This window comes from Nesterenkonia sp. K-15-9-6 (genome assembly GCF_052656005.1).
The window spans coordinates 172,135-184,978 of record NZ_JBQYEY010000001.1; the positions used below are offsets into that span (position 1 = coordinate 172,135).

The window sequence follows — 12,844 nt, forward strand, 5'->3', positions numbered from 1 at the left end:
GGGCGTGGTGCTCGCCGGGGTTCGACGGCACTCGATGTATTGTGCACCCCTCAGGGCGGGATCAGGAATCCTGGGCCCCGGAGTGTCGGGCGTCCGCCGTACCGTGAACTTCGACACCGGAGACCACGGTCGCCCGGAGCCGGGGCAGCGCAGCAGGCTCCGCGGCCGTGCCGAGGAACGGCAGCAGGGGCGTGCGGGCACGCGCATCGGTGCTCCAGGCCGCGGTCCGTGCGTCGGGCGTCTGCACGGCCAACGACTCGACCTCCCAGACGGTGTAGGTGGCCACGGCGCCCGGCGCCAGCTGGGCCGCCAGCCCGGCTGTCCCGGGCCCGAGGCCGTCAGGTGCGGGCAGCGACCGATGGGCCGCGCGGGTCTGCGCATTGAAGGCGGCCCGCACCGACACCGCCGCCTCGCTGCGGTGCACATGAGTCGCCACCATGGCCCATGGATCGACGTCGGCACCCGGTGCCACCGATGTCGGGATTCCGGCGCTCAGGGCCAGGCCGAGATGGCCGGGGGCTCGCATCAGCACATGGTGGGCCGTGCCCACCAGCGCCTCCCAATCGGCGCGCCGGGCGGAGTCGAAGTCGACCAGCACGGTCGGTCGGTCAGGGCGCGGCGTGGTCCTGCGCTCCTGGAGGCGTCGGCGGGTGTCGACGACGACGGCGGCCACGGCGTCCGGGGCATGGCCCGCGACGTCGAGCAGCAGCTGACGAGATGCTTCAGCCAGGGGGGCAGAGACCTCCACCAGATGGTCGACGGTGTGCTCGTGGGTCTCCGGGCTCACCGCAGATCCGGCCGGGAGGACGCCCCCGGAGATCTCGCCCAGGCTCAGTTCGACTCCCACGGGTGCCCCTGCGGCGTCGTCACAGTGCTCCACGAGCGCGATCAGTCGCTGGATCCTCTGTGCAGGACCCGGGAGCCCTTCCTGACCGGCTCCGCCGTCGGAGGTGGGGACGTCGGCGGCCAGCCCCGTCAGCCGCACCACCGGAAACGCCACCACGGGATGCCAGTACGCGGCCTTGAGGACCTCCACCAGGCGAGTCCGAGTGCCGGGATCACCCTCCAGGGACGCGGTCGTGACGTCGAGGACCAGGCGCAGGGCGCCCTGACCATGGGCGGCGGCCTCGTCCAGGAGCGTCGCCACCGCTGAGGCGTTCAGGGCTCGCAGGTCGGAGTCGACGCGCCCGACGAAGGCGGGGGCGACCAGACCCCGGTCGAGCTCCTGGCGCTCGTGGTCCCCGCGGATGACGTGCTCGGCCGACTCCGGCGCTCCGATCCAGGAGATCAGGCCGTCCTGCACGAGCATCGCCTCCGCGTAGGGTTCAGCCGTGCTGTGGATCGTGCCGTCGACCAGCAGCCGAGGCACTCCTGCGGCCCGGGGGGCCTGGTCGTCGTGATGTTCGCGGGATCGGGCGTCGTCGGTCTGCCGCCCGGCTGGTGTGCTGCTCATCGCTGTGCTCTCATCCTCACTGCGCGTCGTCGTCTGCGGGATCCTGTCGGAGGAGATCGTGCTCCGTCACGTCATCCTCGGTGCTGTCCAGATCGTCCAGGTCGTCACTGTCGTCCAGGTCGTCACTGTCGTCCAGGTCGTCACTGTCGTCCAGGTCGTCACTGTCGTCGGTCTCGTCGATGCCGGGGAGCGTCGCCACCGCAGAGTAGGACACCACTCCCCTGGCGATCAGGTCCACCGCCTCCTGGCAGCGTGCGGCCAGCTTGGCGGAGGTGTGCGGCGCGCGACCGAGCTGATCGAGCGTGTCGATGCACTGTTTCGCCCACCGGACGAAGTCTCCGGCCGCCAGAGGGGAGTCCTCCAGAGCCTGACGCAGGTTCCTGCCGGAGGCCCAGGCGTACATGGGCGGCACCAGACCCAGCTCGGGCGCGGAGGTGGGCTCCAGGTGGTGCTGCTTCTCCAGAGCTTCGAGATCGGCGTGGACGTCGACGGCCGCTCGCACGGCGGAGGTCAGTCCCTTCGTGGGCATCTGCGGCATCGCGCCCTCATCCTCACGCTTCGCCTGGTAGATCAGCACAGTGGAGAAGGCGGCGAGCTCCGCGGCGCTCAGGCGCATCAGGACGCCCTGATGCTGCAGCATCTCGGTGAACAGGTCCCGTTCGCCGTAGATGCGCCGCAGCCGGTGGCCGCGCGGGGTCACCGTGAACTCCACCGCACCCGGGGCATCCGACTCGTCGTGACTGGACGGATCGGCGCTGGACAGTTCGGGGCCGGGCTCGGCGGTCGACTCGGGCAGGGCGGCCGTCTCCAGGTGGCCGAGCTCCACGAGCACCCCGCAGATCCTGTCGAAGGTCTTGGCGATGGAGCCGGTGCGGCGGCTGATCCGCTCCCGGATCTGGTCCGTCTCCCGGCGGAGCTTCCACCACCGCTCCGCCCACCTCGCGTGCTCCTCGCGGTCGCCGCAGCTGTGGCAGGGATGACGGCGCAGCCGTGTCTGCAGCGACTCGACCGCCTCCTCATCGGGCTCGTGGACGAACCCGAAGCCCGGCGCGGGAGCGTCGGACCGCGGCGGCACCCGATCGTGCAGCGCGCTGCGCATGCTCGAGGCCAGATCCCGACGGACCTTCGGCACCTTGATCTGCGGCTTTCGGGGCAGGCGGATGCTCGCGAGGACCTCGGGAGGCTGGCTGAAGTCCTCCACGGTGATGCGCCGCAGCTGGCCGGCACCGGTGATGACGCCGGGACGGGGGTCGTGCTCCGGGGCGCTGTGGACCACCAGGCACTCCCCCAGCCTGCGCCGCCCGGCCACCTCGATGACGTCACCGGGCTGCAGGGCGGCGAGCACGCGGATCAGCTCGCGACGTCGCTGCCTGCCGCGGGACTTGGCCTGCCCCTTCTGCAGGTCGGTCAGCCGCCGACGAAGCTCGGCGTACTCGCGGAAGTCGCCCAGATGGCAGGACATGGCCTTCTCGTAGCCGGCCATCGACGATTCACGCTGGGCGACCTCTCGAGCCAGGCCGACCACCGACCGGTCGGCCTGGAACTGGGCGAAGGAGGACTCCAGGATGGTGCGGGCACGTTCCCGACCGAACTGGGCGGTCAGGTTGACCGCCATGTTGTAGCTGGGACGGAAGCTGGAGTTGAGCGGGTATGTCCGGCGGGAGGCCAGGCCGGCCACCTGGCGTGGGTCCATTCCCGGCTGCCAGACGACGACGGCGTGGCCCTCCACATCGATGCCGCGCCGTCCGGCTCGCCCGGTCAGCTGGGTGTACTCCCCCGGGGTGACGTCCACATGGGACTCCCCGTTGAACTTGTCGAGCTTCTCGAGCACGACGGTGCGTGCCGGCATGTTGATGCCCAGGGCCAGGGTCTCCGTGGCGAAGACCACTTTGAGCAGTCCGGCGGCGAAGAGCTCCTCCACGAGCTCCTTGAACGGCGGCAGCATGCCGGCGTGGTGGGCGGCGACGCCGTTGACCAGGGCCTCCCGGAAGCTGTCGTATCCCAGCACCGAGAGGTCCTCGGCAGGCAGCTCCCACCCCATCTGCTCCACCCGTGAGGCGATCTCGGCCGCCTCCTGCCGGGTGGTGAGCTGGATGCCCGCCTGCAGACACTGCTCGACGGCGGCTTCGCAGCCAGCCCGCGAGAAGATGAACGCGATGCAGGGCAGCAGACCGTCCCGGTCCAGCGCCCGGATCATGCGGGGCCGGTTGAGCCGGGCCCGGCCCCGGGAGGAGCCGGAGATCCCGGAGGCCTCGGCGGACATGTGCCGCGAGGAGCGCCGCTCCGAAGGACGGTGCCTGCGCTGGTCCTGTCGTCCCCGGCCCCGCGACCGGTGCCCGCCGGAGCGACGCGAGGGCGGAGCCTGCTGCCGCTGTGCCAGGCGCTGCAGCTCGGGGTTGACCAGCAGCTGGCCGCCTGCGGCGGCGTCGTGCTGGTCGTCGTCGGTGATGAACAGGTCGTGGAGCTCATGGTCCACCAGCATGTGCTGCCACAGCGGGACGGGCCGGTGCTCGGAGACCACCACGGCGGTCTCTCCCCGTACCGTGTCCAGCCAGGCCCCGAACTCCTCGGCGTTGGAGACGGTCGCGCTGAGGGCCACCACCTGCACGTGCTCGGGAAGGTGGATGATGACCTCCTCCCACACGGCACCGCGGAACCGGTCCGCCAAGTAGTGGACCTCGTCCATCACCACATGGGCCAGGTTCTGCAGGGCCTCCGAGTCGGCGTAGAGCATGTTGCGCAGCACCTCGGTGGTCATCACCACGATCTGCGCGTCGGAGTTGATGGAGGTGTCCCCGGTCAGGAGGCCGACCCGCTCGGTCCCGTGGTCCGCCACCAGGTCCTGGTACTTCTGGTTGGACAGCGCCTTGATGGGCGTGGTGTAGAACGTCTTGGTGCCCTGGGCCAGGCCCAGATGGACCGCGAACTCGCCGACGACGGTCTTGCCGGCCCCGGTGGGCGCGGCCACGAGGACCGCCTTGCCTGCTTCCAGGTGCCGACAGGCTTCGAGTTGGAACTCGTCGAGCTCGAAGCTCTGCGCCCGGCGGAAGGCGCCCAGCTCGGTCCTGGCTTCCGCTGATCGGCGTCGCGCCTCGGCGTACCGCTCGGCCGGTGAACTCATGGCCCCAGCCTATGGCATCGCCCCTGGTCCGCGGGCATGGTCGGCTCATGCGCCACGAGAGGAGCCACCCGCCCGGCGCCGTCCAGGGCGTGCGAGTAGGCTGTCCGACGTGCAAGTCCACGGCCGCCCCTCCCCCGATCCGGCAGGTTCGGCCCGTCTCGGCGCGCTCTTCCCGCTGCAGGCGGTCGTGCTCGGCGCACTGGTGCCGGCCTTCATCTTCAGCATCGGCATCGGGGCGATGCTGCCGGTCATCGCACCGCATGCGGTTCAGCAGGGCGCTCCGCTCGCGGTCGCGGGAGTCATCGCGGCGATGCTCCCGGTGGGGCAGATCCTCGCCGACATCCCCGCCGGAGCCCTGGCCGCCCGCATCGGGGACCGTCGAGCGATGCTGGCGGCCGGCGGCCTGGCCGGTCTGGGACTGCTCGCCGCGGCCGCGGCCCCCACGCTGGTGACGCTGGGGCTGGCGGTGCTGCTGGTGGGTGCCGCGAATGCGGTGTTCCACCTGGCGCGGCATTCCTACCTCACGGAGATCACCCCGGCTCTGCATCGCGCCCGAGTCCTGTCCACCCTGGGCGGGGTGCATCGCATCGGGCAGTTCGTCGGGCCGTTCCTGGGGGCGGTCGTCCTCCATGCCGGGGACCTGCGGCTGGTCTTCGTGCTGGCGGCTGGGACGGCGGCCGCGGCCACCGTCACGGTGGCACTGGCTCGACCGGACCCGTCAGCCGAGACTCTGGATGCGCCGGTCGCCGGAGACTCCCGACGCCGTCCCCGGCTGGCCGCCGTGCTCGGTCAGCACCGCAGGCTCCTGCTCACCCTGGGGGCACCTGTGCTGCTGGTGGGCGCGATCCGCGGGGCCCGGCAGCAGGTGATTCCGCTCTGGGGCGAGCACATCGGCCTGGATCCCGCGACCATCTCGATCATCTTCGGGATCGCCGGCGGCATCGACATGCTGCTGTTCTACCCGGCGGGGAAGATCATGGACCGGTTCGGCCGTCTGTGGATCGGGGTCCCGGCCATGATCACCCTCGGCGTGGCCATGGCGCTGGTCCCGTTGACGCACAGCACGATCCAGATGGTCTGGGTGGCCGTGGCACTCGGTCTCGGCAACGGTCTGGGGTCCGGGATCATGATGACCGTCGCCTCCGACGTCGCGCCGTCGCAGGGGCGGCCCCAGTTCCTGGGGGCCTGGCGGCTCCTGCAGGACCTGGGCATCGCCGCGGGCCCGCTGATCGTGGCCTCCGGAGCGGTTCTGGGCTCGTTGGCGGCGGGCATCTGGGTGGCGGCCGCGATGGGCCCCTGCGCCGCCGGCGCCCTGCAGCGTTGGCTGCCGCAGTGGTCAGTGCATGCGAACCGGACCACTCGGCGGCGGGCAGGGCTGTCGGCGGATCAGCGGTGATGCTCCGGGGGCACTCCGGGTGAGAGCTCAGTGCGGGGCGCTGACCGATTCGATCCGGGGTGCGGAGGTGGAGGAGCGCACCACCAGGTCATAGGGGAGGTCGGCGTCGGCGTCGTCGGTGGGCAGCGCCTCGGTGCCCTCGATCAGCTCCAGGATCTCCCGTGCCGCACGGCCTCCCTGGCCCAGCGGATGCTGATCCACCGTGGTGAGTCCGAAGAGGGGGCCCAGGTCATGGCCGTCGATGCCGATCACCGAGACGTCTCCGGGGACCTCCAGGCCCAGGTCGCGGGCCGCCAGCAGTGCTCCGATGGCCATCTCGTCGGAGAAGGCCACCACCGCGGTGGGGGCAGATGCTGAGCGGCCCAGCACGGACTTCGCCGCTCGATGACCGCCTTCCACCGTGAAGTCCGCAGTCACGCACAGCTGCGGATCCGCTGAGAGTCCAGCCTCTGCCAGTGCATCACGGAATCCGTTCTCGCGCCGAGCCGGCACATGGAAGTCGCGGTTGAAGCTGGCCTCTGCTCCGATGCGGCCGATCCTCCGGTGGCCCAGACGCAGCAGGTGCTCCACGGCGAGGTGGGCGACGCCGTGGTCGTCGATGGCCCGGCCGGGCAGGCGGGGGTTCGATCCGCCCAGCGTCAGCACAGGAATGCCGAGACCCGTGAGCTGGTCGATCTCGTCGGCGTCGAGCTCCATGGCCACCACGATGAGGCCGTCCACGCGTCGCCGGCGGAGGAACGAGGAGAAGATCTCCTGTCGGACCTGGGCGTCGTCGGTGACGTTGTAGAGCGTGAGATCGTAGCCGCGACGGCTGAGCTCCTCGGAGATCCCGGTGAGCACCGTGGAGAAGAACCAGCGGTGCAGATCCGGCAGCATGACCCCGATGTTGCGGGTCCGCCCGGAGGCCAGGCTGGAGGCAGCCGAGGACACCACGTAACCGAGCTCACCGGCCACCTGGAAGACTTTCTGGCGCGTGGCCGGTGAGACATGGCCTCGTCCGCTGAGCGCGCGAGAGACGGTCGCGGACGACACTCCCGCCGCGCGGGCGACGTCATCGATGCTGACCACGGTGGCGATTCCTCAGATCAGGGGGACGTTCTCCGGCGAGACCAACCATACAACGGCGTCCTGCGGCAGCAGGGGCGCTCGGTCCTCCCGGTCCGGAGCGCCGGACTCGGCGACCAGCTCGGTGCTGGACGCCAGGACGTGGCGCCCGGGCGGCAGCGGGATCGGCGTGGCGCCGAAGTTCGCGAGCACGACGACGTCCTGGTTGCTCAGCGCCAGGACATCTTCGCTCTGCCCCTCAGCGACCCCGGGCAGCTCGCCCGGATCGAGCCAGCGCAGCGTCCCCTCCCCCAGGCCGTGGGCGCGACGGACCTCCAGCAGGCGCCGATACAGCGACAGCGTCGAGCCGGCGTCGTCGCGCTGACAGTCGCGGGCGAACGTCCCCCAGCCCTCCGGCTGAGGCAGCCAGGAACGGCCCGAGGAGCTGAAGCCCGCCGCCGGCGCATCCGACTCCCAGGGAATCGGCACGCGGCATCCGTCCCGGCCGTACCGTTCGCCGCGGGTGCGGAACCATGTGGGATCCTGCCGGGCCTCGTCAGGGATGTCGAGCACCTCCGGCAGGCCCAGCTCCTCACCCTGGTACAGGTAGGCCGAGCCGGGCAGCGCCAGCATGAGCGCCGTGGCGGCGCGCGCCCGGCGGAGGGCATGCTGCGGCTCGGGCAGTCCGGGGAAGTCCGGACCGATGCCCGTGCCCTGCGGGTTCTCCGCCGTGAGTCCCAGACGGGTGGCGTGCCGGACGACGTCGTGATTGGACAGCACCCACGTGCTGGGCGCACCCACCGCGCCGAAGGCACGCAGCGAGTCGTCGATGATCCTGCGCAGGGCCGCCGGCTCCCAGGGAGTCTCGAGGTAGTGGAAGTTGAAGGTCTGGTGCATCTCGTCGGGGCGGACCCATAGGGCCGTCTTCTCGATGGTGGAGACCCACGCCTCACCGCACAGGGCGCGGTCGCCGTCATACTCGGCCAGCAGTCGGTGCCAGTCTCGGTAGATCTCGTGGACGCCAGGCTGCTCCCAATACGGCGCGGGGGCGCTGTCGCCGCCCATGGAGGCCGCCTCCGGATTGGGGCTCCAGTCCGGGAAGGAGGGGTCCTTGACCATGCCGTGGGCGACATCCACGCGGAAGCCGTCGACGCCGCGGTCGAGCCAGAAGCGCAGGATCCGGCGGAACTCCTCCCGGACCTCCTCATTCTCCCAGTTGAAGTCCGGCTGGCTCGAGTCGAACAGATGCAGGTACCACTGGCCGGGGCTGCCGTCCTCCTCGGTGACGCGCGTCCACGCCGGTCCGCCGAAGATCGAGTCCCAGTTGGTGGGCGGCTGGTCACCGCCGGGACCGCGTCCGTCCCGGAAGATGTAGCGGGCCCGCTCGGCTGATCCCGGTGCTGCCCGGAGCGCCTCCTGGAACCAGGGGTGCTGGTCCGAGGAGTGGTTGGGGACCAGGTCCACGATGATCCGGATCTCGCGGGCATGGGCGGCGGCGAGCATCTCGTCGAAGTCCGCCAGCGTGCCGAAGAGCGGATCGACGTCGCAGTAGTCGGCCACGTCGTAGCCGGCGTCCTTCTGGGGCGAGACCATGAACGGGCTGAGCCAGAGCGCGTCGACGCCGAGGTCGGCCAAGTCGTCCAGCCGCCGAGTGATGCCGCGCAGATCCCCCACTCCGTCGCCGGAGGCGTCCGCGAAGGACCGCGGGTAGATCTGGTAGATGACGGCGGTCCTCCACCACTCGGGGGCGGTGAGAGTCTGCGTGGTGTGGCGTGCGTCATGGCGGGTCTGCATGCTGACACTGTACTGGCAAGCGTTTGCATTTCGCATCCCCCCATCTCGTCAGGGCACAGGGCGTCATACGATCGCCGCCGATCAGGCTTGCGCTGGAAGGTGACCTGCTTCATACTGGAAGCGCTTGCAGTGAGATGGCTCACGAGCTGTCTCCTTTCACCGCACCTGTCATGCCACATCGAGGATCAGAGGACACACCATGAGGGCGAACTTCACCCGAGCCCGCGGCGCCAGCGCCGCGCTGGCCGCCGGCGCGCTGCTGCTCACCGCCTGCGGCGCTGACGAGCCCACCACCGACGGAGACGGCGAGAACGAGGCGTTGGAGGCCACGGGAAGCCTCACCGTCTGGGTCGACGCCGACCGGGCCGAGGTGCTCGGCGACGCGGCCGCGGACTTCACCGAGGACACCGGCATCGATGTCGAACTGGTCCAGCAGGACTTCGGCGATATCCAGGACCAGTTCGTCTCCCAGGTCCCCACCGGTGAGGGCCCGGACATCGCCGTCGGCGCCCACGACTGGCTGGGCACGTTGGTGACCAACGGCGTCGTGGCCCCCATCGAACTGGGCGACGCGGCCGCCGACTACCAGGACGTCGCGCTCGAGGCCTGGACCTACGAGGGCAACGTCTACGGCCTGCCCTACTCGATCGAGAACATCGCGATGCTGCGCAACGCCGAGCTCGCCCCCGAGGCGCCGGAGACCTACGACGAGATGATCGCCATGGGTCAGGACGCCGACGTCGACTACCCCTTCCTGGTGGGACTGGACCCCACGGAGGCCGACCCCTACCACCTGTACCCGTTCCAGATGTCCTTCGGGGCGCCGGTGTTCGGCGCTGACGCGGACGGCGCCTATGACGCCGAGGACCTGCAGATCGGCAACGACGGCGGCCTCGAGTTCGCCGACTGGCTCGCCGAGCAGGGCGCTGAGGGTCTCCTCAACACCAACATCGACGGCGACCTCGCCCGCGAGAACTTCATCGACGGCAACACTCCGTTCCTGCTGACCGGACCCTGGAACGCTCCGGCCGCCCTGGAGGCCGGCATCGATCTGGAGGTCGACGCGATCCCGGCCCCTGGTGACGACGACGCGAAGCCCTTCGCCGGCGTGCAGGGCTTCTTCCTCTCCGCACAGAGCGAGAACGTGGTCGCCGCCACCACGTTCCTCACCGACTACATCGGTTCGGCCGAGGTGCAGACCGCGCTCTATGAGGTCGGCGGCCGTGCCCCCGCCCTCACGGAGTCCTTCGACGCCGCCCTGGCCGACGACGAGATCGTCGCCGGGTTCGGCGAGGTCGGCGCCGAGGCCGTCCCGATGCCCAGCATCCCCGAGATGGGTGCCGTCTGGGAGTTCTGGGGCACCACCCAGGCTGCGATCATCAACGGCGACGGCGACCCCGCTGAGCTCTGGGAGGACATGGCCGAGGACATCGCCGGAGCCATCGACTGATCCCTGATGACCACCACCACTCCTGCCCCCGGTCAGACCCCGCCGTCGCTCCCGACGCGCGGGGTCTCACCCGGCGGCTCCACTCAACGGAGGCGGAGTCGGCGTGCCCAGCGCATCGCCGACACCGCCTCCGCCGGGTGGAAGCTGCTGGTCTTCAAGATCCTCGTCCTCGGCGTGCTCAACGCCGTCGGCCTCTATGCGGCCCTCGTGCTCTTCGCCGGAGGCCGCCCCGTCATCGCGGGCCTCGTCGTCCTCGCCGGGATCCTCATCTCCTGGGTGTACTTCCGTCGCGGCGGCCTGCCGGTCAAGTACCTGCTCCCCGGCGTGGCGTTCCTGCTGATCTTCCAGATCTTCATGGTGCTCTACTCCGGGTACGTGGCCTTCACCAACTATGGGACCGGCCACAACAGCACCAAGGACGACGCGGTGCACGCGATCATGCTGCAGAACCAGGAGCGCGTCCCAGACTCCCCCACCTACCAGCTGGCGGTGGCCGAACGCTTCGGCGAGCTCTCCTTCGTGGTCACCGACCCGGCCGGCGACGTGTTCATCGGTGCTGAGGAGCAGCCGCTGGAGGCCGTCGACGGCGCCGTGCTCGACGCCGGCGTGGTGGTCGACGTCCCCGGTCATGACGTCCTGGACTTCGCCGAGGTGCTTCAGCGCCAGGGCGAGATCACGCAGCTGGCGGTCCCGTTCAGCCAGGACCCCAACGACGGTGTGCTGCGCACCCAGGACGCCCGGTCCGCCTACCTCTACACCTCTCGGTACGTCTATGACGCCGAGGCCGACACCATGACGAACTCCGAGACCGGGACCGTCTACTCCGACGTCGGCGACGGCGCCTTCACCGCGTCCACCGGCGAGCAGCTCATGCCGGGCTGGAGGATCCACGTCGGCATGGACAACTTCGTGCGCGCCGCCACCGAACCGGCCATCCGCGGCCCGCTGATCTCGGTGACCATCTGGACCTTCGCCTTCGCGTTCCTGTCCGTGGCGACGACCTTCGTGCTCGGCCTGTTCCTGGCGATCGTCTTCAACGACCCGCGGATGCGCAGTCGCAGGTACTACCGGCTGATCATGATCCTTCCCTACGCCTTCCCCGGATTCCTCTCGGCGCTGGTGTGGGCCGGAATGCTCAACCAGGAGTTCGGCTTCGTCAACAACGTGCTCTTCGGCGGCGCCCAGATCCCCTGGCTGACGGATGCCCTGCTGGCGAAGGTCTCCATCCTGCTGGTGAACCTGTGGCTGGGCTTCCCCTACATGTTCCTGGTGTGCACCGGAGCGCTGCAGGCGATACCCGACGACCTCACCGAGGCGGCGCAGATGGACGGGGCCCGTCCGTTCCAGGCGTTCCGGCTGATCAAGCTCCCGCTGCTGCTGGTGTCCCTGGCACCCCTGCTGATCTCCGCCTTCGCGTTCAACTTCAACAACCTCACCCTGGTGTACATGCTCACCGGCGGTGGCCCGCGGAACATCGACGCGGACATCAACGTCGGCGCCACCGACATCCTGATCACCCTGGTGTACAAGGTGGCCTTCGTCGGGGCCGATCGGGACTACGGTCTGGCCAGCGCCTTCGCGATCCTGATATTCCTGCTGGTGGGGACCGTCTCGGTCATCGCCTTCCGGCAGACCAAATCGCTCGAGGAGCTGAACTGACATGTCCGTGCAGACCTCTCCCGCACCGGCGGCCCCGTCCGTCGAGGAGCCTCGGACCGTCCGGCTCCGGCGTCCGTTCCGCGTCTGGATGCGCCAGACCGGATGGCGGCACGGCGTGGGCGCCGCCATCGTCGTGTTCTCCGTGTTCCCGCTGGTCTACGTGTTCTCCGCCTCGCTGAATCCCGGGGGCACGCTGATCACCGCGAACACTCTGTTCGGCAACATGAGCCTGGAGAGCTACATCGAGCTGTTCAACCGTCCGCAGCAGCCGTACGCGGCCTGGTTCGGCAATACGCTGTTCATCGGACTGGTCTCCTCAGCGGGCAGCGTGCTGCTCGGCGCCCTGGCCGCCTACGCGTTCTCCCGGATGCGGTTCACCGGACGGCGCGTCGGGCTCATCACGCTGCTGCTGGTCCAGATGTTCCCGCAGCTGCTGGCCATGGTGGCGATCTTCCTGCTCATGCTCTCGATCGGTGAGGTGTTCCCGGCGATCGGGGTCAACAGCCAGCTCGGGCTGATCATGGTGTACCTGGGTGGAGCGCTCGGAGTGAACACGTACCTGATGTACGGGTTCTTCAACACGATCCCCCAGTCCATCGATGAGGCGGCGCGCATCGACGGGGCCGGTCACGCCCGGATCTTCTTCACGATCATCCTGCCGCTGGTCTCCCCCATCCTGGCTGTGGTGGCGCTGCTGTCGTTCATCGCCACCACCAACGACTTCGTCGTGGCCTCGGTGCTGCTCATCGATCCGGAGAAGCAGACCCTGGCTGTGGGCCTCTACCAGTTCATCTCTCAGGAGACCTCGCAGAACTGGTCGATCTTCGCCGCCGGCGCCGTGCTGGCCGCGATCATCCCGGTGGTGCTGTTCCTGGCCCTGCAGAAGTACATCATCGGCGGCCTGACCGCCGGCAGTGTGAAGTGAGG

8 protein-coding genes are annotated in these 12,844 nt (G+C 69.7%); 4 read left to right on the forward strand and 4 right to left on the reverse strand.

Annotated features, from left to right (window positions below):
- Positions 1–61 precede the first annotated feature (61 nt).
- Together SD455_RS00770 and SD455_RS00775 are read right to left on the reverse strand one after the other, a co-directional pair.
- A complete protein-coding gene (locus SD455_RS00770) occupies positions 62–1,453 on the reverse strand; it encodes a hypothetical protein (RefSeq protein WP_445506966.1) in 1,392 nt (463 codons plus the stop codon).
- A 16-nt stretch (positions 1,454–1,469) separates the two neighbouring features.
- Positions 1,470–4,574 (reverse strand): DEAD/DEAH box helicase, encoded by a 3,105-nt coding sequence (locus SD455_RS00775; RefSeq protein WP_445506967.1) that lies wholly within the window; start codon positions 4,572–4,574, stop codon positions 1,470–1,472.
- Between the two features lie 109 nt (positions 4,575–4,683).
- Between SD455_RS00775 and SD455_RS00780 the strand changes: the two genes are divergently transcribed.
- Positions 4,684–5,970 carry an MFS transporter gene (locus SD455_RS00780; protein WP_445506968.1) on the forward strand — a complete coding sequence of 429 codons (1,287 nt, stop codon included), beginning with the start codon at positions 4,684–4,686 and terminating at the stop codon, positions 5,968–5,970.
- 27 nt (positions 5,971–5,997) lie between these two features.
- On the opposite strand, the gene SD455_RS00785 is transcribed toward SD455_RS00780, so the two are convergent.
- Both SD455_RS00785 and SD455_RS00790 read right to left on the reverse strand, forming a co-directional pair.
- Positions 5,998–7,038, reverse strand: a complete 1,041-nt coding sequence (locus tag SD455_RS00785) for a LacI family DNA-binding transcriptional regulator (RefSeq protein WP_445506969.1) — start codon at positions 7,036–7,038, stop codon at positions 5,998–6,000.
- Positions 7,039–7,050: 12 nt separating this feature from the next.
- Complete coding sequence (locus tag SD455_RS00790) at positions 7,051–8,808, reverse strand: glycoside hydrolase family 13 protein (protein WP_445506970.1); 1,758 nt, start codon at positions 8,806–8,808, stop codon at positions 7,051–7,053.
- 199 nt (positions 8,809–9,007) lie between these two features.
- Between SD455_RS00790 and SD455_RS00795 the strand changes: the two genes are divergently transcribed.
- The 3 genes from SD455_RS00795 to SD455_RS00805 are packed head-to-tail and all read left to right on the forward strand — an operon-like array spanning position 9,008 to position 12,842.
- Positions 9,008–10,258 carry a sugar ABC transporter substrate-binding protein gene (locus SD455_RS00795; protein WP_445506971.1) on the forward strand — a complete coding sequence of 417 codons (1,251 nt, stop codon included), beginning with the start codon at positions 9,008–9,010 and terminating at the stop codon, positions 10,256–10,258.
- Positions 10,259–10,264: 6 nt separating this feature from the next.
- The gene (locus SD455_RS00800) at positions 10,265–11,917 is read left to right on the forward strand and encodes an ABC transporter permease subunit (RefSeq protein WP_445506972.1); all 1,653 of its coding nucleotides are present in this window, start codon (positions 10,265–10,267) and stop codon (positions 11,915–11,917) included.
- Between the two features lies 1 nt (position 11,918).
- On the forward strand, positions 11,919–12,842 hold the full coding sequence (locus SD455_RS00805; protein WP_445506973.1) for a sugar ABC transporter permease: 924 nt from the start codon (positions 11,919–11,921) through the stop codon (positions 12,840–12,842).
- Positions 12,843–12,844: the final 2 nt, after the last annotated feature.